Here is a 22,264-nt window from a genome sequence, read left to right as displayed (position 1 = left end):
TTCAGGCTTCGCGCCTGGGGAAAAACAACTCAAAACAGGTCACTCCGGCCTCACTGGTGACCCGGTAGCGGCCGTTATGCAGCTGCATGATGGTCGCCACAATCGACAGCCCCAGCCCATTGGACTGGGCCGAGCGTTCCCGTGACTCATCCACCCGGTAAAAACGCTCGAACAGGCGCGGCAAATGCTCGGCGGGAATGGTCTGCCCCTGGTTGCTGACGCGCAAGTTGATGCCCTCGGCGTCTGGAATGGCCTGAATCAGCAACTGCGAACTGGGTGCGCCGTACTTGATGGCGTTTGCACACAAATTTGCCAAGGCGCGGCGCAACAGCATCGGTTCGGCCCAGATCAGGCCTTCGCCCTCGGCCTGAATGTGAATATCCACATCGCTCGCCAACCCTTCGAAGTAGTCGGCTATACGCTCCACTTCATCCGCCGCACTCAGTTCCTGGCGTTGGCGCAGTGCGCTGGCCGGGTCGGTACGGGCGAGGAACAGCATGTTGTCGAGCATTCGTGCCAGGCGTTCGAGTTCTTCGACATTGGACGCCAGCAGTTGCTGGTAGCTCTCAATGTTACGGCTCTGTTGCAGGGCTACCTGGGTTTCCCCCAGCAAGTTGTTGATCGGCGTGCGCAGCTCGTGGGCCATGTCGGTGGATACCTGGCTCAGTTGTACAAAGCCCTTGGCCAACCGTTCAAGCATGGTATTGAAGGCGTCGATCATTGGCAGCAGCTCTTTGGGCGCGCCGTGGCTGTCGAGGCGTTCGGCCAGGTTGCCCACGCCGATACCTTGGGTGTGCACGGCCAGGCGCCGCAGTGGCACCAGCCCGCGGTGCACCAGCAGGTAGCTGACGATGGCGAGAATGACCGCGGCGATGCTGGCGAGGATAAACACGCTCAAGCGATAGCTGGCGAGCATCGCCGTGCGTTCGGTCATCAGGCGCCCGGTGGTGACTTGCAGGCTGCCCAGGTCGCCCGAGTCGATGGACGCGGCCACGGTGGCGAAAGGCACGCCATTGATACCGGGTAAATGGTGCACGTCGGCAAAGCCCAGTTCACGGTTGGTGGGCACGGGCGGCACATCTGGCATTGCAATGTTGCCCGGGTTTACCAGCAGCAACGGCTTTTGACCCGGCGCCGCGATGCTCAGCACCGACTCGCTGTTGCCCAGCATGTTCTGGAACAGCTCCGGCTTGGTCTTGATCAGGTCCAGGGTATTGCTGTCCTTGAGCAGGTTGCGCAACTGGTCGGCGCGATAAATCAGTGCGGCGTCGTCACGCTTGATCAGTTCACGCTCAAGCTCGCGGTACAACGCAACGCCCAAGGTGGCGAGCAGGGCGAAGGCGAGCAGGGCGAAGATCAGCGCCAGGCGCAGGGTCAGCGAATAATGGCGGCGAGGGTTCATGGCTGGGTGTCGAAGCGGTAGCCGATGCCCCGCACGCTGTGGATCAATTTGAGCTGGAATGGGTCGTCGATTTTCAGGCGCAGGCGCCGCACGGCGACGTCGACCACATTGGTGTCGCTGTCAAAGTTCATGTCCCAGACCCGCGAAGCAATCATCGAGCGTGATAACACCTGGTCCTGGTGGGTGGCGAACAGGTGCAACAGGGCGAACTCCTTGTTGGTCAGCGTTATGCGCGTGCCGTTGCGGGTGACGCGGCGCTTGAGCACGTCGATCTGCAGGTCGGCGATGTGCAGTTGCTCTTCTTCGCGACTCGGGCCGCGACGCGTCAGGGTACGCAAGCGCGCGACCAGTTCGGCGAAGGAGAAGGGCTTGATCAGGTAGTCGTCGGCGCCCAGTTCCAGGCCCTTGATGCGGTCGGCGATGTCATCGCGGGCAGTGAGGAACAGCACCGGCGTGTCAGCCTCTTTGCGCAGGCGGCGCAGCACTTCCCAGCCGTCCATTTTCGGCATCATCACATCCAGCACGATGACGTCGAAGGGCGTTTCCAGTGCCTGGTGCAAGCCGTCTACGCCGTCGCGGGCAAGGCTCACCGAGTAACCCAGTTCCTGCAGGCCATTGAGCAGGTAATTGCCGGCCTTGGGTTCGTCTTCGACTACGAGGATGTTCATGGGAAGTGCCCTGGTTCGCTGCGTTGCGCAAGTGTAGCCGGATCAATTGTCACTGGGGCAACCGATGCCTTGCACCTGGTAGTCCAGCACGTGTTCACGGTCTTGGGAGTCGAGGTATTTGAGTTGTGCCGGGACGATCCCGCATTGGCCGTAGGTGTCGGTGCTCGACAGCACTTTGGCCACGTCCAGGTGCACGAAGAAGCCGGTTTTGTCGTGGATCACGTTAGCGTCAGGGGCGGTGTCGGCAGCGAACGCAGAGCCGGTAGCAAGCAAAGCGGCAAAGCCCAGGATAAACAGTTTCATGGCAGTAGCTCTCTTTAAGGGTTGGCTGCCGGGGCTGGCAGTGAGTTCACAGTAACCAGGCACCCCAAACAGCCAGCCAACAGGATCATGACAAGTTTGTAATGCGTGGTTTAAGGCTGGCGGCCGGACGCTTCGAGGATCAGGTCGGTGATTGCCTTGGCGTGGGACACCAGCGACAAGTGGCTCGACGGCAGTTCGATGGTGGTCGCGTTCATGCGCTTGGCCAGAAAACGCTCCAGGTCCGGGTTGATGGTCTGGTCATTGCTCGACACTGCGTACCAGGACGGCTTGGTGTGCCAGGCGGCATTCACCGTGCGGCCGTTGAACAGGGTCTTGGCGATAGGCTGCTGTACCGCGTACAGCTGCAGGGCTTTGGCGCGCGGCACGTCAGCGGCGAAGTACTTGAGGAAGGCGTCCTGGTTCAGCGTCAGGTAACCGTCGTGCTCGACGACACCGGCGCGCACCGGCGTGCTGGGGTATTTGGCAGACAGAGCGACGAAGTCTTCGTTGGCGTCCGGTGCACGGGCGGCCACGTACACCAGTGAGCTGACCTTGGGGTTCGCCCCGGCGTCGCTGACCACGGTGCCGGCGTAGGAGTGACCGACCAGCACGGTAGGGCCGTCCTGTTGGTCCAGCACGCGGTTGGTGGCAGCGACGTCATCGGCCACCGAAGTCAGTGGGTTTTGTACGGCGGTCACATGCAGCCCGGCGGCCTGCAGGCGCGTGATCACCTCGGACCAGCTCGAGCCGTCAGCCCAGGACCCGTGCACCAGCACCACATTGTTGGCCTTGACCGGCGCGACAGTGCCGGCCATGGCGGTGCCGGTGCCCAGCATCAACAGGCTGGCGGCGATCAGGCAGAGTTTGCTGGCAGGTTTCATCGTGCGGCCCTTCATCATCAGTGGGAAGTTGTGCCACCCGGTGTGGGTGACTGACGACGCCACTGTATGAAGCGAGGGTGCTGACAAGCCTTACAGGCTCATTACAAACCTGTCATTCAATCGCAGGGGCCGCCAGATACCGCTGGCGTTTACAAGCGAGGAGGTGACCCGTAGATTGCATCGGGCCGATTATTTGTTACCGCCTATGAGGAAGCCACGCAGTGTCCATTCGAGGTCCAGCCGTATTCACCCAACGTTACCGCGCCTTCCTGTTTGATATGGATGGCACCCTGCTCAACTCCATTGCCGCCGCCGAGCGCGTGTGGAGCATCTGGGCTGAACGCCACGGTCTGGAGGTGGCGGCGTTCCTGGCCACCATTCATGGCGCACGCGCCATTGACACTATTACTCGCCAGGCACTGCCAGGCGTGGACCCCGAAGTTGAAGCACAGTGGATTACCGAGGCCGAAATCAACGACGTCGAAGGCGTGGTGGCGATTCCCGGTGCTGTCGGGTTTCTGAATAGCGTGCCTGGCGATCAATGGGCACTGGTCACGTCTGCGCCCAAGGCGCTCGCGCTACGACGCCTGGCTGCGGCCGGTATTACGCCCCCGGCCGTGCTGGTGACGGCCGAGGACGTTGCCAGCGGCAAGCCCGATCCCGCCTGTTACGTGCTGGGCGCCCAGCGTCTGGGTGTGCCGGTGCAGGATTGCCTGGTGTTCGAAGACGCTTCGGTGGGGATTCGCGCCGGGGAGGCGGCTGGCGCGGATGTGCTGGTTGTAACCAATACACACCTGACGCCGATCGTCACGGCGCATGCCTGCATTAACGACTATCAGCCGCTGCAGGTTCTGCGCGATGCAGAGGGCACGTTACGCTTGCAGCGCCTGGAAGACTGAAACGAAAAAGCCGAGCCCGTTATTGGTCTCGGCTTTGTGCGCAGGAAGGCGAGTCGGGTGGCGCCTGCAGTCGGCTGCTCTTGATGCCTTGGCGCGAAAGCACCATTTCCCTGAGGATTTCATTGGCAAGCCGGGCAATCGCCTCGGGGCCATGGTAGTGCGCGCGCACGATGCCGGTAATCGCGAAATGGTCGGTTTCCGGACCACTAAGGATGGCGGAAAGGGTGCCGTCAGCGTGTAACGTACAGGTGATCGCATAGCTGGGCAAACGCGCCGCCAGGGCCGCTTCGATTTGAGATTTGCTGAGGGTATCCATCTGCGTCAATGCCTTTCAGAAACCGTGCAAGCCCAAGCATAGATCCTGCCGCCGACCTGTAAATACCGGCGATCTAATAGCAGATTAGCCGCCATCAACGTGCGGTTTTCGGGTGCTCACGTTGCGCGGCGCGCTGGCATAATTTGCGCAAAATGGCTTTCTGGATAGGCTGCAGGCAGAACACGAACAGGTAGCCGCACAAGAAGAGTGTAAGTTCCATCGACGAACGCTTGCCGGGGTCACTGACTGTTTCGATCTCGAACTTCACGCCATATCCCAGCACCACGAAGGCCAGCCCTATCAGCAGGGCGATCCCCCAAGACTTGGAGGCAAGCGGTTGTTTTGCAATCGGTCTCATCGACGTGCTCCTGAACGCACACTGATGGTAGGGTTATAGTCAGTGGATTCGGCCGCGAATTACGCAACAAGTTCCAGTCGCCAAGACAGTTTTATCTTGCAGCGTAGCTGAAAGCATAAAGCACGCCGATCATGCAGGAAGCGCGAGTGGGCGGAAGGGTTTTCGCCAGCCATCACAATGAACGAAAAGGCTGGCTACTGAGTGAGGAGTCAAGGAGTCTGGTTTTTGTCCGGAGCTGTCAGGCCAGCCTGAATGCGCTGGTAGATCTCCTCGCGATGCACGGCAACGTCCTTGGGTGCGTTGATGCCGATTCGTACTTGCTGGCCGCTGACGCCCAGGATGGTGATCGTGATGTCATCACCGATGTTTATGCTTTCACCAACTTTGCGGGTGAGTATCAGCATGGACTTCTCCTTGATTACTTTTAAGGACACATGTTTCAGACAGGGCAGGTGTCGGATGTGTGTAGCTTACTGCTAAGCGCTTCCCTGTGACTGCCTCTTTTAGGACGCATAGAGGCGACATTAATTCCCATGGCGGCATCATACAGGTCTGCGATACATCATTCGCATTGTTTAAGCCAACGTTTATGACGGCCAGAATAGACAGTGAATGATAAAGTTGCCTCTTTATCCTTAAAGGAGCAGGGCAGTGCGTAAAGTAGCGATGGCAATTGCGGTGTTGGCGTTGGCCGGTTGCGGTGAAGGTAAACCGGTTGACGCCCCCAAGGCCAAGCCTGCCGTGACCGAGAGCCAGCCACAAACCGGGGCGATTGCCGCTCAGGAATGGGATGTGTGGGTAGGCCCGCCGGACCATAAGCTGCAAGCAATCACCGACCTGACTGCCTGGTTGCTCGAACATGGTTTCAACTTCTATATCGTCAAAACAGACGGCAAGGACGAGGTGTATCTAGGCCCGTTCGCGAGCAAGGCCGAGGCTGAAGCCAAGCAGGCGCTGCTGACCGAAAAGCTCGCACGGGCCAAGAAAAACGATACCGAATCAGAGGTTATCGAGCACAAGGTCGCGCAATAACCGGCAGGGTGGGCGGCAACTCCGCCCACGCTCAACCGCAGGTCTTCAGGTTTACCGGGCCGACGAACTCGTTACCGCGCCCCATCACACACGCCACAGTCTGGTTGCGCTGGCGCTCCCAGGGTTGCACCGGATAGGTCTTGTTCCAGGCTTCATACAGCTGGCGGTCCTGTTTTGACAGGCGCAAGCCGTATTGTTTGCTCATGTAAAAATACGTTCGGGCGATCATTCCGCGAATAGACGGGCGGGGCATGACTTTTTTGGCCTTGAAATCGACCTGGGTCAGGCATGAGCCGTACTGCCCGCGTTGCGCCGGCAGCCAGCCAAAACTGAAGTTGTTACGGTCGCCATTGACCTCGCCGATGCTCGGCACCAGGTTGTGCAGGTCCGCCTCGGCGCGCTTGAACACATCATCGTGACGCGTACAGTTTTTGCGCCCGCCGGCTTGCCAGCACTGGCGCTGATGCCCGATCTGCCAGGCCGGGACGATATGTTCCCATTCGATGCGTGCGGCACGGTTGGCATTTTTGCGCGGTACGTAACCGCAGGCTTTCAAATCGACCCGGTTGCCGGTGTATTTGCAGCCACAGTAGAACTCCGTGGATTGCGGGGCGTAGAGCTTCCAGGCGACTTTCTTGGCCTCGCTGAAGGTTCGAGGCGCCTGTGCGTGGGCTGTAACGGCAAAAAACAGGCAAAAAACAGCAATAAAACGGCCACTCATTGAATCAATCTTCCTTCGGCACAACCCAGAAAATCTGCACGCCACCGTCATCCCGGTAGGCGAGGGTGACGTTGTCGTTCTCCGCAATCTCCTCCAGCAAGCGCGCCCATTCCTCCTCAGGCTCATCCGGCAAGCGGAAGATCAAGGCCGCCTTGGCTTTCTGGGCGTTGGTCGAATTGATGATTTTTTGCACGCGAACGGCAAGGCGTGCGTAGGCGTCAGGGGTTGGCGCTGCAGAAGAGGACGTTGCCACGGAGTATTCCTTAGTGTGCTGTACGGGCATACAGTATTTAACTGTTACGATTTTCGCAACTGCTTAAAATTCAGAAGGTTTATGTGGCGGCGATTCGAGCGGGGTTATGCAGCGCGGGGAGTTGTATCCAGGTGTAAGAGGAGAGGTAGAGGCGGGCAAACCCGCCTCTACGCGTGTTACCGGGGGATCAGTATTCCCAGAACATCCGTTGCAGCTCTTTGCTGTCCTGGGTCTTGGTCAGGGCAACCATCGCCAGAATCCGGGCTTTTTGTGGGTTCAGGTCATGTGCGACGACCCAGTCGTACTTGTCGTCAGGCTGTTCGGCATTGCGCAGAACGAAACCACCGGCATTCACGTGGGAAGAACGAATGATCTGCACACCTTGCTTGCGCAGTTCCTGCAGGGCAGGCACCACCTTGGAAGACACCGAACCGTTACCGGTACCGGCATGGATGATGGCTTTGGCGCCGGCCTGGGCCAGGGCTTTGACAGCCGTGTCGCTCACGTTGCCGTAGCCGTAGGCGATTTCAACGTCCGGCAGGCTCTTGATGGTCTTGATGTCGAATTCGGAATCCATGGTGTGACGCTTGGCAGGCAAGCGGAACCAGTAGGATTTGCCTTCAACCACCATGCCCAGCGGGCCCCATGGGCTCTTGAACGCTTCAGTCTTGATGTTGATCATTTTGCTGACGTCGCGACCCGATTGGATCTCGTCGTTCATGGTCACCAGTACGCCCTTGCCGCGCGCGTCTTTGCTGCCGGCAACGGCCACGGCGTTGTACAGGTTGAGCATGCCGTCCGCCGACATGGCGGTGCCTGGGCGCATGGAGCCGACCACCACGATTGGCTTGTCGGTTTTTTCCACCAGATTGAGGAAGTAAGCGGTTTCTTCCAGGGTGTCGGTGCCGTGGGTGATCACGATACCGTCCACGTCCTTGCTGTCGGCCAGTTCGGCAACACGACGGCCCAGTTGCAGCAGGTTTTCGTTGTTGATGCTTTCGGACGCAATTTGCATCACTTGTTCGCCGCGTACGTTGGCGATCTGACTAAGCTCAGGAACGCCGGCGATCAGTTGTTCGATGCCGACTTTGGCCGCCTGGTACGTGGCACTGTTGGCCGCACTGGCGCCGGCGCCAGCAATGGTGCCGCCGGTGGCGAGGATCACGACGTTGGACAGTTTGGTCTTGGTTTCAACTTCCTTTGCCTGGGCGGCAACGGGGAACAGCAGCAGGAGGGCGAGGGCGCCCGGAACAAAAGTCTTCAGTGCAGATTTCATTATTTTTCTCTCTGGTTTTTGATGAGTGCTGTAGCAGGTTCATCGAGAACACCCGGGCCGTTCTGAATGCCGCGAGGTGCTTGGAAAGAGCAGGATTTGTACCAAGCCCATGATGTTCGCGGTCATAAATTAACGTGTTGATTTAAAACAACTTATATTGAATTTTAAGATGAGTGGGCAGCGTGCTCGTCCGGCATTCCGAACAGCAGGGTGGTATTGCGTTCGGTTGTCCGAAAACCATGATGGAATATCAACGGTGGGTGTGGGACTTGGGCGCCATAGCCTGTCGTTTTAGACAACGACCGGGAGAAGCTGAGGTTCAATCCTGCGACCCGCAGGGTGTAGGGGAAGGTAACCGAGCGCCTGGATGAAAGACGCTTTTCACCCGTTGACAAATCTCGACAAGGTTCTCATAGTTTGAACAACGCAAACGTTTGCGAGATGTTTCGCAGTGCAAGCGTTGCTCACAATAATCATAAGATCGGAGTGAACCCATGAAGCTGCCATTTGCTGGACGTCTTCTTGCTGTCGCTGTGCTTGCTGCCGCATCCGCTGCTCTGCCCCTTTCCTCTGCTTTTGCCGATGACGCCGCCGCCAAACCCAAGGTCGGCCTGGTGATGAAGTCCCTCGCCAACGAATTTTTCGTGACCATGCAGGACGGCGCCAAGGCTTATCAGAAAGAACACGCCGCCGATTTCGACATGATCACCAACGGGATCAAGAACGAAACCGACACCAGCGCGCAGATCGATATCGTCAACCAGATGATCCTCGCCAAAGTAAACGCCATCGTGATCGCGCCGGCTGACTCCAAGGCACTGGTCACCGTGTTGAAGAAAGCCTCCGATGCCGGCATCAAGGTCGTCAACATCGACAACCGCCTTGACCCGGACGTGCTCAAAAGCAAAAACCTCGATATCCCGTTCGTAGGTCCGGACAACCGCAAAGGCTCCAAGCTGGTGGGTGACTACCTGGCCAAGCAACTCAAGGCAGGTGACAAAGTCGGCATCATCGAAGGCGTGCCGACCACCACCAATGCCCAGCAGCGCACCGCAGGCTACAAGGATGCGATGGACGCGGCAGGCATGAAGATTGTTTCCACCCAATCGGGTAACTGGGAAATCGACCAGGGCCAGAAAGTGGCGTCCGCCATGCTGAGCGAATACCCGGACCTCAAGGCGCTGTTGGCGGGTAACGACAACATGGCCCTGGGCGCTGTCTCCGCCGTACGTGCGGCAGGCAAGGCCGGCAAGGTATTGGTGGTTGGCTACGACAATATCGAAGCCATCAAGCCTATGTTGCAAGACGGCCGCGTACTCGCGACCGCCGACCAGGCCGCGGCCCAGCAAGCGGTGTTCGGTATCCAGAACGCGCTCAAGCTGGTCAAGGGTGAAAAAGTCGATGCCAAAGACGGCGTGATCGAAACCCCGGTCGAACTCGTCCTCAAGAAGTAATCCTGGCAGCACCCAACAGCGCCCGCTCGTCCTGAGCGGGCGCCTGGAGATTTTCCTATGTCATCTTCCGCCCCGAACGCTGTCCTCTCGGTCAGCGGTATCGGCAAGACCTATGCCCAACCGGTACTGTCCGACATCACCCTGACGCTCAATCGCGGGGAAGTGCTGGCGCTGACCGGTGAGAATGGCGCAGGTAAAAGCACCTTGTCGAAAATCATCGGCGGGCTGGTCACGCCGACCACCGGGCACATGCAGTTCAATGGCCAGGATTACCGTCCCGGCAGCCGCACCCAGGCTGAAGAGCTGGGCGTGCGCATGGTCATGCAGGAACTCAACCTGCTGCCGACCCTGACCGTGGCCGAAAACCTGTTCCTGGACAACCTGCCCCGCAACTGTGGCTGGATCAACCGCAAGCAACTGCGTAAAGCTGCGATCGAAGCCATGGCCCAGGTCGGCCTGGATGCGATCGACCCGGACACCCTGGTGGGGACGCTGGGCATTGGCCATCAGCAGATGGTCGAGATCGCCCGCAACCTGATCGGCGACTGCCATGTACTGATCCTCGACGAACCGACGGCCATGCTCACGGCCCGTGAAGTCGAGATGCTCTTTGAACAAATCACCCGCCTGCAGGCTCGGGGCGTGGCGATCATTTATATTTCACACCGGCTTGAAGAGCTCGCCCGTGTTGCCCAGCGCATTGCAGTACTGCGTGACGGCAAGCTGGTCTGCGTCGAGCCGATGGCCAATTACAACAGTGAGCAGTTGGTGACCTTGATGGTCGGCCGCGAGCTGGGTGAGCAGATCGACCTGGGGCCACGCACCATTGGCGGCCCGGCGCTGACGGTCAAAGGCTTGACCCGCTCGGACAAGGTTCGCGATGTGTCCTTTGAAGTGCGTGCCGGTGAGATCTATGGCATTTCAGGCCTGATCGGCGCCGGCCGCACTGAATTGCTGCGTCTTATCTTCGGTGCCGACTTGGCCGACAGCGGCACCGTGGCCCTGGGTTCGCCAGCCCAGGTGGTGAGCATTCGCTCGCCGGTGGACGCAGTGGGCCATGGCATCGCGCTGATCACCGAAGACCGCAAGGGCGAAGGCCTGCTGCTGACCCAATCCATCAGCGCCAACATTGCCTTGGGCAACATGCCGGAAATCTCCGGTGGCGGCGTGGTCAACAGCCGCGACGAAACTGCCTTGGCCAAGCGCCAGATCGATGCCATGCGCATCCGCAGCTCCAGCCCGGCGCAGTTGGTGTCCGAGTTGTCGGGCGGCAACCAGCAGAAGGTCGTGATTGGCCGTTGGCTGGAGCGCGACTGCGCGGTAATGCTGTTCGATGAGCCGACTCGCGGTATCGACGTCGGCGCCAAGTTCGACATTTATGCCTTGCTCGGCGAATTGACGCGCCAGGGCAAAGCGCTGGTGGTGGTATCGAGTGACCTGCGCGAACTGATGCTGATCTGCGATCGCATCGGTGTGCTGTCTGCCGGGCGCTTGATCGAGACCTTCGAGCGCGACAGCTGGACCCAGGACGAATTGCTCGCCGCCGCCTTTGCCGGCTATCAAAAACGTGACGCGCTGCTCAACGACGCAGTGCTTAGGGAAACACCATGAAAATCACTTCTTCCCCGGGCAAAACCGGCGGCAACTTCTACGGCCTGGGCACCTACCTGGGGCTGGCCGGCGCCTTGCTCGCGATGATTGCGCTGTTCTCGGTGCTCAGCGACCACTTCCTGTCCTATGACACCTTCAGCACCCTGGCCAACCAGATCCCGGACCTGATGGTGCTGGCGGTGGGCATGACGTTCATCCTGATCATCGGCGGCATTGATCTGTCGGTGGGCTCGGTGCTGGCACTGGCCGCTTCGGCGGTCAGTGTGGCGATTCTGGGCTGGGGCTGGAGCGTGTTGCCAGCCGCATTGCTGGGCATGGGCTGCGCTGCGTTGGCGGGCACCATTACGGGTTCGATTACCGTGGCATGGCGCATTCCGTCGTTTATCGTGTCCCTTGGCGTGCTGGAAATGGCGCGTGGCGTGGCCTACCAGATGACCGGCTCGCGCACCGCCTATATCGGTGACTCCTATGCCTGGCTGTCGAACCCGGTGGCTTTCGGGATTTCGCCGTCGTTCATCATTGCCCTGTTGGTGATCATCGCCGCTCAGTTGGTGTTGACCCGTACTGTATTCGGTCGCTACCTGATCGGCATCGGCACCAACGAAGAAGCCGTGCGCCTGGCCGGCATCAACCCCAAGCCTTACAAGATCCTGGTGTTCAGCCTGATGGGCCTGCTGGCCGGGGTGGCGGCATTGTTCCAGATTTCCCGCCTGGAAGCGGCGGACCCGAATGCCGGCTCCGGCCTGGAGCTGCAAGTGATCGCCGCCGTGGTGATCGGCGGCACCAGCCTGATGGGCGGGCGTGGTTCGGTTATCAGCACCTTTTTTGGCGTGTTGATTATTTCGGTACTGGCCGCCGGCCTTGCGCAGATCGGTGCGACAGAGCCAACCAAACGCATCATTACCGGCGCCGTAATCGTGATTGCCGTGGTCCTCGACACCTACCGCAGCCAGCGCGCCAGTCGGCGGGGCTGAACCATGGCAACGATCAAGGATGTGGCCGCGCTTGCAGGTATTTCCTACACCACTGTGTCCCATGTGGTGAACAAGACGCGGCCGGTCAGCGAGCCTGTGCGCATCAAGGTGGAAGCGGCGATCAAGCAACTGGACTACGTGCCGAGTGCCGTCGCGCGCTCGCTCAAGGCCAAGACCACTGCGACCATCGGCCTGCTGGTGCCCAACAGCCTTAACCCGTATTTTGCCGAGCTGGCGCGGGGTATCGAGGATTACTGCGAGCGTAATGGCTATTGCGTGATCCTCTGCAACTCCGACGATAACGCCGAAAAGCAGCGCAGCTATCTGCGCGTGTTGCTGGAAAAGCGCATCGACGGCCTGATCGTGACCTCGGTGGGCGGCGACGACAGTGGCCTTGCCGCAGGCTTGAGCGCGGTGCGCACCCCCATGGTAATTGTCGACCGAGCACTGGACGGCATTGATGTCGACCTGGTGCGCATCGATCATGAGCAGGGTGCCTACCTGGCAACCCGGCATTTGCTGGAGCTTGGTCACCGCGACATCGCCTGCATTGGCGGCCCCAGTCATACCCGCGTGGCGCAAATGCGTCTTGCCGGCTATCACCGCGCGCTGCGTGAGGCGGGCGTGGAAGTGCCAGCCAATCGCACCCAGGAAAGCGATTTCACCAGCACCGGTGGTTATGCCGCAGCGGTACAGCTACTGTCGGAAAACCCGCCCAGCGCGATTTTCGCCAGTAACGATATGATTGGTTTCGGCGTGTTGCGTGCAGCCGCCGAACGCAATATCCGTGTGCCTGGCGAGCTGTCGGTGATTGGTTTTGACGATATTCAAATGGGTCGCTACGTGTACCCGGCGCTGACGACGGTCGGGCAGTCGATCGTGCAACTGGGCGAGACGGCGGCCGAGCTTTTACTGCGACGAATTGCAACACCCCAACTGCCGATCGATCAGCGCATCGTGACGCCGAGCATTGTTTTGCGTGAGTCGACGGCGCCGTTTGCCGGTGTGTTCGCCCAATACCGCTGAACCGAATTGATGAGTACTGATGTATGCCAGCAAAAGTAGTGGTAATAGGCAGCTTGAACATGGACCTGGTCACCCGCGCCAGTCGCTTGCCGCGCGCCGGTGAAACCCTGATCGGCCAGACGTTTTCCACCGTGCCGGGCGGCAAGGGCGCCAATCAGGCGGTGGCCTCTGCGCGCCTTGGCGCTGAGGTGGCGATGATCGGCTGTGTGGGCACGGATGCCTACGGCGCGCAATTGCGTGATGCGCTGCTGGTGGAGGGCATCGATTGCCAGGCCGTCAGCACGGTGGATGGCTCCAGCGGCGTGGCGTTGATTGTGGTGGATGACAGCAGCCAGAACGCGATTGTGATCGTGGCTGGCAGCAACGGTGAGCTCACGCCCGCGTCGTTGCAGGCGGCTGACGCGGTACTGCAGGCAGCAGATGTCATCGTCTGCCAGTTGGAAGTGCCGATGAGCACGGTTGGCCAGGCGCTCAAGCGCGGTCGTGAATTGGGCAAGACCGTGATCCTCAATCCGGCACCGGCCAGTGGCCCGCTGCCAGAGGAATGGTATGCCTCGATCGATTATTTGATCCCCAACGAAAGCGAGGCCAGCGCCTTGAGTGGTGTGACGGTCGATTCACTCGACGGCGCCAAGGCTGCCGCAACGCTGCTGCTCAAGGCGGGTGCCGGCAAGGTCATTATTACCCTTGGCAGCCAGGGCGCGTTGTTTGCCGATGGCAAAGGTTTCGAGCACTTGCAGGCGCCCAAGGTCAAGGCGGTGGACACCACGGCTGCCGGTGACACCTTTGTTGGCGGTTTTGCCGCGGCGCTGGCCAATGGCAAAAGTGAAGCCGAGGCTATCCGGTTTGGCCAGGTGGCTGCCGCGCTGTCGGTCACGCGGGCGGGTGCGCAACCCTCGATTCCTACGCTGCAGGACGTACAAGGTTTTATGGCCTCATGAAAAAGACACCATTGCTCAATATTGCGCTGTCGCGCGTGATCGCATCCCTCGGCCACGGTGACATCCTGGTGATCGGTGATGCCGGCCTGCCAGTGCCGCCAGGCGTCGAGTTGATTGACCTGGCGCTCACCCAGGGCATTCCGGATTTCATCAGCACCCTGCGCATTGTGCTCAGCGAGATGCAGGTAGAAAGCCATGTGTTGGCCGAAGAGATCCTGCTCAAGCAGCCACCTGCGCTGACGCCACTTAATGTGTTGACCGAACAGGCCGCCTTGGGCGAGCGCCGTTTGGTCAGCCATGAAGAATTCAAGCAGCTCAGCCACAAGGCCCGCGCCGTGGTGCGCACGGGCGAGTGCCAGCCGTATTGCAATATCGCGCTGGTGTCCGGCGTTACCTTCTAGAGTTTCCCTACGACAAGGAGTGTTTCATGCAACGTGGTCTCCCAACCCTGAAAAATCTATTTCGGAGTGTCCTGCTTTTGTCCGCACTCACCGCAGCCAGCGCCCACGCGGCGGAAAAAATCGACCTGATCATCGACACCGACCCAGGCGCCGATGACGTCGTGGCGTTGCTGTTTGCCATGGCGTCCCCGCAGGAACTGAGCATTCGTGCGCTGACCACCGTCGCCGGTAACGTGCGCCTCGACAAGACCTCCCGCAACGCGCGCCTGGCCCGCGAGTGGGCAGGGCGCGAAGACATCCCGGTGTACGCCGGCGCGCCAAAACCCATGCTGCGCACGCCGATCTATGCGGAGAATATCCATGGCAAGGAAGGTATTTCCGGGGTCGCCGTGCATGAGCCGAAAAAAGGCCTGGCCGAAGGCAATGCCGTTGACTACCTGATCAAGACCTTGAGCACCGCCAAGCCTCACAGCATCACCATCGCCATGCTCGGCCCGCAGACCAACCTGGCACTGGCGTTGACCCAGGCGCCGGAGATCACCCAAGGCATCAAGGAAGTGGTGGTGATGGGCGGGGCGCATTTTAATGGCGGCAATATCACCCCGGTGGCTGAGTTCAATCTGTTCGCGGACCCTGTCGCGGCTGAAATTGTGCTCAAAAGTGGCGTCAAGCTGACTTACCTGCCGCTGGACGTGACCCACAAGGTGCTGACCAGTGACGCGCGCCTGAAACAGATTGCCGACATCAAGAACAATGCGAGCAAGGTGGTGGGCGATATTCTCAATGAATACGTCAAGGGCGACATGGAGCACTACGGCATCCCGGGTGGCCCGGTGCATGACGCTACCGTGATTGCCTACCTGCTCAAGCCTTCCCTGTTCAGCGGCCGTGAAGTCAACGTGGTGATCGACAGCCGCGAAGGCCCGACCTTCGGCCAGACCGTCGTCGACTGGTATGACGGCCTCAAGCAGCCGAAGAACGCATTCTGGGTTGAGAACGGCGACGCCCAGGGCTTCTTCGATCTGTTGACCGAGCGCCTGGCCCGTCTGAAGTAAGGTGTTTGCCGGTCGGCGCTCGCCGGCCGGGTCTTATTCGCGCTCGGGGTTATGAGCGCCCATGTGGTCGGCCGGGTATTTCTCGAATACCTGGCCGATGAACGCCTGTGCGGCCTGAGTGCCGAGCTCCTTGACCAGCAGGTCGATTCCGATGATGGCCAACTCCTCCGGGCTTCCGGGGCTGTAGGAGCTTTGTCCTTGAGGCCACTTGGCTTTGATGTCGGCTTGGAGGGTTACGGTACTCATGGTCGGGGCTCACGGGGCGGGAAGGCTGGGCAATGCGCTGGAACGCGGTTCTAACCGGGGCAGTTAACCATTTTTGCGTAGGGTTTGGCAGTGCTACTTAGGCATGAGACGTTTCGGGATGAGGCCGATGCTGTGCGACACTGTTACCCCATTCAATTGCCGGGGACACCAGGTGCAGATCGATTTGAACAACCCCGAGAACCTCACGCTGGAAGCCGTGCGCCAGTTGCTCGCGAGTGCCAGTGACGACGAGCACACCCAGTTGCGGGTGACCAAGGGCGGTATCGCGTTTATTTCTTCCGGGAAGGCCGTAGGCGGAGTCGACATCGACGGCCTGCTGTTTCGCCTCGAGACCTGGGCCAAAGGCTCGGGTTATGTCGGTAACGTCGCGGCCAGCGATGAAGTCTGGGTCCGGCAGATTTTCAACGCGCTCGAGCAGAACTGGCCGAAGCCGCCGTTTGACTACATCGATATCTACTGAATTCGTTCATATCTGGTGACGATTGATCCGGCGAATGCTCGCCTTGAGTCAGGCAGACTTGCTCTTAGGCGATTTACGTCTTGAAACCAAACCGCCAGATCGCTGTCGCACGATCTCTGTCCATTTTTTTCATAGGAGGCTTCATGCCTTGGAAGCTCGCATCATTCGGTACTTTGTTGGCAGCACTCGCGTTGGCGGGTTGCAGCACCCCGGGTGCCCCTGAGCCGGGCAAAGATGCCGCCGTTGCCGATGCAGGTCACACTCGCTGCGAGTCGAAGGCTGCCGAATTCGCCATCGGCCAGAAAGCCTCGCCTCAATTGCTGGAGCAGGCGCGTACCCGTGCCGGCGCGCAGAACGCACGGATCCTCAAGCCTAACGACATGATCACCCTGGAATACCGCTCCGACCGTCTGAACCTGAACACCGACGACAACCTGGTGATCACGCGGGTCAACTGCGGCTGATCGCTTCGCGGCTTTTGCAGCGCCCATAAAAAACCCCGTCACATGGACGGGGTTTTTTTAGCTCAGCGGAGAATTACTCGCCGCGAACCTGTGCAGCTTGCATACCCTTTTGGCCTTTCTCAGCCACGAAGGAAACGGTTTGGCCTTCTTTCAGGCTTTTGAAACCGTCGCTTTCGATAGCTTTGAAGTGTACGAACAGGTCGTCACCGCCACCTTGAGGAGTGATGAAGCCGAAGCCTTTTTCATCGTTGAACCATTTAACGGTGCCGGTTTGGCGATTAGACATGGTGTATCTCCAAGAAACATATATTTTCAGTAGTGCTGTGCTGCTCAGGCCAACTGGGCACACCGGGGTATCATAGTCGAAATGTTCGGCTTGTAAGCCCCCCCAAGGCATTGTTTGCTAATCAATAGCGTTGCGTTTAGTGCCTTGGTTGGCTGAAAGCCCCGATCTACGGGGCTTTGCAGCGAAATACCAGCTGTTAAAAAAAGCCGTAAAAGCTGAGTAATTTGTGCGAAATGGCAGTTTTCAGGCTGTTTTTTCAGTCAAATGGCCGTCTGATCAGTGGTCGTTGTTATTTTTTCTTCACGACTTTGCAGGACGAAATAGCCGCGACAGCTTTGTTTTTTAGCTCGGGGCTGGAGTTCGGGTTAGTCATGAGCTCTTTGATTTCAGCGGTGCTCAATTCGGCATTGATCTTGTCCGCGCCACATTCGCAATGGCTTTTGGCGGTTTTGGCGTCCACGTTTTGTTGGGCTGCCGAGCTGCAATCTTTGATGAAGCTGTCACGGGCACCTTCAGGCCAGTTCGAAGGGGCGGCGGCGTGTGCGCCAACAGACAAGAAAGCCAGGGAAGCGGCGAGAGCGAGGGTCGAGGTAAAGCGCATCATGAAGTGCTCCTTTGATTCGTGGGCAAACAGCGATTCTCAGCGGGTTTGAGGGCTTTCGTACAGCTCAAGTTCACTTTTACAGGCATCAAACACGGGATTTTATGTTTCATCTGGCGCGGCAGGCGCGATGACCGTTCATCTGTGCTAGCATCACCCGCTTGGCTATTTCCAGGCGCGCCCATTGCCGCCTTGCCATGTTTTTTGAGTTCACTCCAGTCACTCTGGTTCGATTATCGGTTGGCCGAAAGGCTCCTGCCGCTGTAAGGCAGGCGTTCATCATTGAACGGCCTGGTGTTGGATCTTGTACTGGCTCATCCCAACCCACGTGACCTTTGGTAGGGGTCACCACTAGGAGAGGAGGCGCCATGCCAACTATTACTCTTCCCGACGGCAGTCAACGTTCATTCGATCATTCGGTTTCCGTAGCCGAGGTCGCCGCATCCATTGGTGCAGGTCTTGCCAAGGCCACCGTGGCCGGCAAGGTCGACGGCAAGCTGGTTGACGCCAGCGACCTGATCACTGGTGATGCCAGCCTGCAAATCATCACGCCCAAGGATCAAGAGGGGCTGGAGATCATTCGCCACTCTTGCGCGCACCTGATTGGCCATGCGGTCAAGCAGCTGTACCCAACGGCAAAAATGGTGATCGGCCCGGTCATTGACGAAGGCTTTTACTACGATATCGCCTATGAGCGTCCTTTCACTCCGGACGACCTGGCCGCTATCGAAGCGCGCATGCACGCGCTGATCGAAAAAGATTACGACGTGATCAAGAAGGTCACGCCGCGCGCCGAAGTGATCGACGTGTTCACCGCCCGTGGCGAAGACTACAAGCTGCGTCTGGTGGAAGACATGCCGGACGAACAGGCCATGGGCCTGTATTACCACGAAGAATATGTCGACATGTGCCGTGGTCCGCACGTGCCGAACACACGCTTCCTCAAGTCGTTCAAGCTGACCAAGCTGTCCGGTGCCTACTGGCGCGGTGATGCGAAGAACGAACAATTGCAGCGGATCTACGGCACGGCCTGGGCTGACAAGAAGCAACTGGCGGCCTACATCCAGCGCATCGAAGAAGCTGAAAAGCGCGATCACCGCAAAATCGGCAAGCGCCTGAACCTGTTTCACCTCCAGGAAGAAGCGCCGGGCATGGTGTTCTGGCACCCGAACGGCTGGACCCTGTACCAGGTGCTCGAGCAGTACATGCGCAAGGTTCAGCGTGACAACGGCTACCTGGAGATCAAGACGCCTCAGGTTGTTGACCGCAGCCTGTGGGAGAAATCCGGGCACTGGGCCAACTACGCCGACAACATGTTCACTACGCAGTCGGAAAACCGCGACTACGCCATCAAGCCAATGAACTGCCCATGCCACGTGCAGGTGTTCAACCAGGGCCTGAAGAGCTACCGCGAGTTGCCGATGCGCCTGGCCGAGTTCGGTGCCTGCCACCGTAACGAACCGTCGGGTGCGCTGCACGGCATCATGCGTGTGCGTGGCTTCACCCAGGACGACGCTCACATCTTCTGCACCGAAGAGCAGATGCAGGCTGAATCCGCCGCGTTCATCAAGCTGACCATGGATGTTTATCGCGATTTCGGTTTCACCGAAGTCGAAATGAAACTGTCCACTCGTCCGGAAAAACGTGTTGGTTCCGACGAACTGTGGGATCGCGCTGAATCTGCACTGGCCGCTGCGCTAGATAGCGCGGGCCTTGCGTACGATCTGCAGCCGGGTGAGGGCGCCTTCTACGGTCCGAAGATCGAGTTCTCGCTGAAAGATTGCCTTGGTCGCGTCTGGCAGTGTGGTACCCTGCAGCTCGATTTTAACCTGCCGATCCGTTTGGGAGCCGAATACGTCTCCGAAGATAACAGCCGCAAGCACCCGGTTATGCTGCACCGGGCGATCCTCGGCTCGTTCGAACGGTTCGTCGGTATCCTGATCGAGCACTACGAGGGTGCATTCCCTGCGTGGCTGGCTCCGACCCAGGCAGTGATCATGAATATCACTGATAAACAGGCCGATTTTGCCGCTGAAGTTGAAAAAACTCTCAACGAAAGCGGATTTCGTGCCAAGTCCGACTTGAGAAATGAAAAGATCGGCTTTAAAATCCGCGAGCATACTTTGCTCAAGGTTCCCTATCTTTTGGTTATCGGAGATCGGGAAGTCGAGATGCAGACTGTCGCTGTGCGTACTCGTGAAGGTGCTGACCTGGGCTCGATGCCCGTCGCCCAGTTCGCTGAGTTCCTCGCGCAAGCGGTTTCCCGGCGTGGTCGCCCAGATTCGGAGTAATTATTATTAAGCGTGAAATGAGACAAGATAAACGAGCTGCACCGAAAGCCCCGATCAACGAGAATATCTCGGCACGCGAGGTTCGGTTAATTGGCGCTGACGGCGAGCAGATTGGCATCGTCTCGATTGATGAAGCGCTTCGTATTGCTGAAGAGTCCAAATTGGACCTGGTGGAAATCTCCGCCGATGCAATCCCACCTGTTTGTCGGGTGATGGACTACGGCAAATCGATCTTCGAGAAGAAGAAACAGGTTGCCGCAGCGAAGAAGAACCAGAAGCAGATTCAAGTAAAAGAAATCAAGTTTCGTCCAGGGACGGAGGAAGGGGATTACCAGGTAAAACTGCGCAACCTGGTACGTTTCCTGAGTGATGGGGACAGGGCCAAGGTATCCTTGCGATTCCGCGGCCGTGAGATGGCCCACCAGGAGCTGGGGATGGAACTCCTCAAGCGGGTTGAAGCTGACTTGCTCGAGTACGGTTCGGTCGAACAGCATCCTAAGATGGAAGGACGCCAGCTTATTATGGTCATCGCCCCGAAAAAGAAGAAGTAATCAACAGGGCACGGCAGGCCTTCTGATTATGTTTATCAACTGAATGCGGAGTACCGAACATGCCAAAGATGAAAACTAAAAGTGGTGCTGCTAAGCGGTTTCTGAAAACTGCTAACGGTATCAAGCACAAGCACGCTTTCAAGAGCCACATTCTGACCAAAATGTCGACCAAGCGTAAGCGTCAACTGCGCGGTAGCAGCTTGCTGCATCCGTCTGACGTGGCAAAAGTCGAGCGCATGCTGCGCCTTCGTTAATTTTAGTCAAGAATAGAGGAATAACTCATGGCTCGTGTAAAGCGTGGCGTCATTGCCCGTAAGCGTCACAAAAAAATTCTGAAACTTGCTAAAGGCTACTACGGCGCGCGTTCACGCGTATTCCGTGTTGCCAAGCAAGCGGTAATCAAGGCAGGCCAATACGCCTACCGCGACCGTCGTCAGAAAAAACGTCAGTTCCGCGCTCTGTGGATCGCTCGTATCAATGCTGGTGCACGTGTTAACGGTCTGTCCTACAGCCGTTTCATCGCTGGCCTGAAAAAAGCGTCCATCGAAATCGACCGTAAGGTTCTGGCTGAACTGGCCGTGAACGAAAAAGCGGTGTTTGCTGCGATTGTCGAGAAAGCTAAAGCCACCTTGGCTTAAGTACCCCCGACAGTCACCTTGGGCTGCTCCTGTAGCCCAAGGTGGTAAACGTCATAAATAGGGGAAGAGCCTTCAAGCTCTTCCCCTATTTTGTATCTGGAGTCTGTACATGGAAAACCTGGATGCGCTCGTTGCCCAAGCTCTTGAGGCTGTGCATAGCGCTGAAGATGTAAATGCCCTGGAGCAAATCCGGGTTCACTACCTTGGCAAAAAAGGTGAATTGACTCAGGTGATGAAGACCCTGGGGAATTTGCCGGCTGAAGAGCGTCCGCAAGTCGGCGCGCTGATCAACGTCGCCAAGGAGCGTGTCACCGAGGTGCTCAATGCGCGCAAGGCGTCGCTCGAGGAGGCCGATCTTGCGGCCAAGCTCGCCGCCGAGTCCATTGACGTCACCTTGCCTGGTCGTGGCCAGGCCTCGGGCGGTCTGCATCCGATCACCCGGACTCTGGAACGTATCGAGCAGTTCTTCACCCATATCGGTTACGGCATTGCCGAAGGCCCCGAGGTCGAAGACGACTATCACAACTTCGAGGCGCTCAACATCCCAGGCCATCACCCGGCCCGGTCGATGCACGACACCTTCTATTTCAACGCGAACATGCTGTTGCGCACCCATACCTCGCCGGTACAGGTCCGCACCATGGAAGCGAACAAGCCGCCGATCCGCATCGTCTGCCCAGGCCGTGTGTACCGCAGCGACTCTGATATCACCCACTCGCCGATGTTCCACCAGGTCGAAGGCCTGCTGGTCGATCGCGACATCAATTTCGCCGACCTCAAAGGCACCATCGAAGAGTTCCTGCGGGTGTTCTTCGAGAAAGAGCTGGCGGTGCGTTTCCGTCCATCGTTCTTCCCGTTCACCGAGCCATCCGCTGAAGTCGACATGGAATGCGTGATGTGCAGCGGCAAAGGCTGCCGCGTCTGCAAGCAGACCGGCTGGCTGGAAGTGATGGGCTGCGGCATGGTTCACCCTAACGTGCTGCGCATGTCCGGGATCGACCCGGAAGAGTTCTCGGGCTTTGCCTTCGGCATGGGCGTTGAGCGCCTGGCCATGCTGCGTTACGGCGTGAACGACTTGCGTCTGTTCTTCGACAACGACTTGCGGTTCCTCGCGCAATTTCGCTAGTCGTAACGA

The 22,264-nt window shown here is 58.6% G+C and carries 29 protein-coding genes; 16 read left to right on the top strand and 13 right to left on the bottom strand.

All coding sequences use genetic code 11. The features are described 5' to 3' along the window. Position 1: 1 nt before the first annotated feature. The 4 genes from HU759_RS20285 to HU759_RS20270 all read right to left on the bottom strand — a co-directional run bounded on the left by HU759_RS20285 (position 2) and on the right by HU759_RS20270 (position 3,254). The gene (locus HU759_RS20285; protein ID WP_170037997.1) at positions 2–1,402 is read right to left on the bottom strand and encodes a heavy metal sensor histidine kinase; all 1,401 of its coding nucleotides are present in this window, start codon (positions 1,400–1,402) and stop codon (positions 2–4) included. After that, positions 1,399–2,070, bottom strand: a complete 672-nt coding sequence (locus HU759_RS20280; protein WP_056861264.1) for a heavy metal response regulator transcription factor — start codon at positions 2,068–2,070, stop codon at positions 1,399–1,401. Before HU759_RS20280 ends, HU759_RS20285 begins: the two co-directional genes overlap by 4 nt. Positions 2,071–2,112: 42 nt before the next feature. Further along, positions 2,113–2,373, bottom strand: coding sequence for a DUF2790 domain-containing protein (locus HU759_RS20275; RefSeq protein WP_058419832.1), 261 nt, complete (start codon positions 2,371–2,373; stop codon positions 2,113–2,115). Positions 2,374–2,483: 110 nt separating this feature from the next. Beyond that, on the bottom strand, positions 2,484–3,254 hold the full coding sequence (locus HU759_RS20270; RefSeq protein ID WP_169988577.1) for an alpha/beta hydrolase: 771 nt from the start codon (positions 3,252–3,254) through the stop codon (positions 2,484–2,486). A 221-nt stretch (positions 3,255–3,475) separates the two neighbouring features. Between HU759_RS20270 and HU759_RS20265 the strand changes: the two genes are divergently transcribed. Beyond that, positions 3,476–4,153: an HAD-IA family hydrolase gene (locus HU759_RS20265; RefSeq protein ID WP_186617569.1), complete on the top strand. Its 678-nt coding sequence runs from the start codon at positions 3,476–3,478 to the stop codon at positions 4,151–4,153. Positions 4,154–4,172: 19 nt separating this feature from the next. On the opposite strand, the gene HU759_RS20260 is transcribed toward HU759_RS20265, so the two are convergent. The 3 genes from HU759_RS20260 to csrA all read right to left on the bottom strand — a co-directional run bounded on the left by HU759_RS20260 (position 4,173) and on the right by csrA (position 5,231). After that, positions 4,173–4,469: a hypothetical protein gene (locus tag HU759_RS20260; protein ID WP_017138762.1), complete on the bottom strand. Its 297-nt coding sequence runs from the start codon at positions 4,467–4,469 to the stop codon at positions 4,173–4,175. A 94-nt stretch (positions 4,470–4,563) separates the two neighbouring features. After that, positions 4,564–4,827, bottom strand: a complete 264-nt coding sequence (locus tag HU759_RS20255; protein ID WP_017138763.1) for a hypothetical protein — start codon at positions 4,825–4,827, stop codon at positions 4,564–4,566. Positions 4,828–5,036: 209 nt separating this feature from the next. After that, the gene (gene csrA, locus HU759_RS20250) at positions 5,037–5,231 is read right to left on the bottom strand and encodes a carbon storage regulator CsrA (RefSeq protein WP_003192511.1); all 195 of its coding nucleotides are present in this window, start codon (positions 5,229–5,231) and stop codon (positions 5,037–5,039) included. Between the two features lie 247 nt (positions 5,232–5,478). On the opposite strand from csrA, the gene HU759_RS20245 reads away from it, so the two are divergent. Further along, a complete protein-coding gene (locus tag HU759_RS20245) occupies positions 5,479–5,859 on the top strand; it encodes a hypothetical protein (protein ID WP_026013817.1) in 381 nt (126 codons plus the stop codon). 31 nt (positions 5,860–5,890) lie between these two features. On the opposite strand, the gene HU759_RS20240 is transcribed toward HU759_RS20245, so the two are convergent. From HU759_RS20240 to HU759_RS20230, 3 genes are all read right to left on the bottom strand, one after another. Beyond that, positions 5,891–6,580, bottom strand: a complete 690-nt coding sequence (locus tag HU759_RS20240; protein ID WP_056861270.1) for an endonuclease I family protein — start codon at positions 6,578–6,580, stop codon at positions 5,891–5,893. A gap of 4 nt (positions 6,581–6,584) precedes the next feature. Then, the gene (locus tag HU759_RS20235) at positions 6,585–6,833 is read right to left on the bottom strand and encodes a DUF1654 domain-containing protein (RefSeq protein WP_017138765.1); all 249 of its coding nucleotides are present in this window, start codon (positions 6,831–6,833) and stop codon (positions 6,585–6,587) included. A 187-nt stretch (positions 6,834–7,020) separates the two neighbouring features. Continuing rightward, positions 7,021–8,109 (bottom strand): asparaginase, encoded by a 1,089-nt coding sequence (locus HU759_RS20230; protein WP_017138766.1) that lies wholly within the window; start codon positions 8,107–8,109, stop codon positions 7,021–7,023. Positions 8,110–8,603: 494 nt separating this feature from the next. On the opposite strand from HU759_RS20230, the gene HU759_RS20225 reads away from it, so the two are divergent. From HU759_RS20225 to HU759_RS20195, 7 genes are read left to right on the top strand one after another with little or no spacing between them, the layout of a single operon-like run. Beyond that, complete coding sequence (locus HU759_RS20225) at positions 8,604–9,563, top strand: sugar ABC transporter substrate-binding protein (RefSeq protein ID WP_017138767.1); 960 nt, start codon at positions 8,604–8,606, stop codon at positions 9,561–9,563. 57 nt (positions 9,564–9,620) lie between these two features. After that, on the top strand, positions 9,621–11,174 hold the full coding sequence (locus tag HU759_RS20220; RefSeq protein WP_017138768.1) for a sugar ABC transporter ATP-binding protein: 1,554 nt from the start codon (positions 9,621–9,623) through the stop codon (positions 11,172–11,174). Continuing rightward, positions 11,171–12,148: an ABC transporter permease gene (locus HU759_RS20215; protein WP_099549914.1), complete on the top strand. Its 978-nt coding sequence runs from the start codon at positions 11,171–11,173 to the stop codon at positions 12,146–12,148. The genes HU759_RS20220 and HU759_RS20215 overlap by 4 nt, the downstream gene beginning before the upstream one ends. A 3-nt stretch (positions 12,149–12,151) precedes the next feature. Next, positions 12,152–13,174, top strand: coding sequence for a LacI family DNA-binding transcriptional regulator (locus HU759_RS20210; RefSeq protein ID WP_099549915.1), 1,023 nt, complete (start codon positions 12,152–12,154; stop codon positions 13,172–13,174). 23 nt (positions 13,175–13,197) lie between these two features. Continuing rightward, positions 13,198–14,115, top strand: coding sequence for a ribokinase (gene rbsK / locus HU759_RS20205; protein ID WP_170040741.1), 918 nt, complete (start codon positions 13,198–13,200; stop codon positions 14,113–14,115). Beyond that, complete coding sequence (rbsD, locus tag HU759_RS20200; RefSeq protein ID WP_099549917.1) at positions 14,112–14,516, top strand: D-ribose pyranase; 405 nt, start codon at positions 14,112–14,114, stop codon at positions 14,514–14,516. The genes rbsK and rbsD overlap by 4 nt, the downstream gene beginning before the upstream one ends. Positions 14,517–14,542: 26 nt before the next feature. Continuing rightward, on the top strand, positions 14,543–15,571 hold the full coding sequence (locus HU759_RS20195) for a nucleoside hydrolase (protein ID WP_017138773.1): 1,029 nt from the start codon (positions 14,543–14,545) through the stop codon (positions 15,569–15,571). A gap of 33 nt (positions 15,572–15,604) precedes the next feature. Here HU759_RS20195 and HU759_RS20190 read toward each other — a convergent pair whose 3' ends face one another. Next, a complete protein-coding gene (locus tag HU759_RS20190; protein ID WP_017138774.1) occupies positions 15,605–15,817 on the bottom strand; it encodes a hypothetical protein in 213 nt (70 codons plus the stop codon). A 172-nt stretch (positions 15,818–15,989) separates the two neighbouring features. Between HU759_RS20190 and HU759_RS20185 the strand changes: the two genes are divergently transcribed. Together HU759_RS20185 and HU759_RS20180 are read left to right on the top strand one after the other, a co-directional pair. After that, entirely contained in the window at positions 15,990–16,298 is a 309-nt protein-coding gene (locus HU759_RS20185; protein ID WP_170040740.1) for a hypothetical protein, read from the top strand. Between the two features lie 143 nt (positions 16,299–16,441). After that, positions 16,442–16,762 carry an I78 family peptidase inhibitor gene (locus HU759_RS20180; protein ID WP_017138776.1) on the top strand — a complete coding sequence of 107 codons (321 nt, stop codon included), beginning with the start codon at positions 16,442–16,444 and terminating at the stop codon, positions 16,760–16,762. A 73-nt stretch (positions 16,763–16,835) separates the two neighbouring features. Here the strand turns inward: HU759_RS20180 and HU759_RS20175 are convergent, their stop codons facing one another. Both HU759_RS20175 and HU759_RS20170 read right to left on the bottom strand, forming a co-directional pair. Further along, complete coding sequence (locus HU759_RS20175) at positions 16,836–17,048, bottom strand: cold-shock protein (protein WP_003234260.1); 213 nt, start codon at positions 17,046–17,048, stop codon at positions 16,836–16,838. A gap of 289 nt (positions 17,049–17,337) precedes the next feature. Beyond that, a complete protein-coding gene (locus HU759_RS20170; protein ID WP_017138777.1) occupies positions 17,338–17,652 on the bottom strand; it encodes a hypothetical protein in 315 nt (104 codons plus the stop codon). Positions 17,653–18,017: 365 nt separating this feature from the next. Between HU759_RS20170 and thrS the strand changes: the two genes are divergently transcribed. The 5 genes from thrS to pheS all read left to right on the top strand — a co-directional run bounded on the left by thrS (position 18,018) and on the right by pheS (position 22,255). After that, entirely contained in the window at positions 18,018–19,940 is a 1,923-nt protein-coding gene (gene thrS / locus HU759_RS20165) for a threonine--tRNA ligase (protein WP_017138778.1), read from the top strand. Beyond that, positions 19,940–20,491 (top strand): translation initiation factor IF-3, encoded by a 552-nt coding sequence (gene infC / locus HU759_RS20160; protein WP_015884933.1) that lies wholly within the window; start codon positions 19,940–19,942, stop codon positions 20,489–20,491. Before thrS ends, infC begins: the two co-directional genes overlap by 1 nt. A 59-nt stretch (positions 20,492–20,550) precedes the next feature. Beyond that, the gene (gene rpmI / locus HU759_RS20155; RefSeq protein WP_002553160.1) at positions 20,551–20,745 is read left to right on the top strand and encodes a 50S ribosomal protein L35; all 195 of its coding nucleotides are present in this window, start codon (positions 20,551–20,553) and stop codon (positions 20,743–20,745) included. 27 nt (positions 20,746–20,772) lie between these two features. Further along, positions 20,773–21,129, top strand: a complete 357-nt coding sequence (rplT, locus tag HU759_RS20150) for a 50S ribosomal protein L20 (protein WP_003174975.1) — start codon at positions 20,773–20,775, stop codon at positions 21,127–21,129. A gap of 109 nt (positions 21,130–21,238) precedes the next feature. Continuing rightward, on the top strand, positions 21,239–22,255 hold the full coding sequence (gene pheS / locus HU759_RS20145) for a phenylalanine--tRNA ligase subunit alpha (protein WP_034117607.1): 1,017 nt from the start codon (positions 21,239–21,241) through the stop codon (positions 22,253–22,255). Positions 22,256–22,264: the final 9 nt, after the last annotated feature.

It is taken from the genome of Pseudomonas sp. OE 28.3 (assembly GCF_014268205.2).
Lineage (GTDB): Bacteria > Pseudomonadota > Gammaproteobacteria > Pseudomonadales > Pseudomonadaceae > Aquipseudomonas > Aquipseudomonas edaphica.
This window is presented reverse-complemented; position numbering and strand designations above follow the sequence as displayed.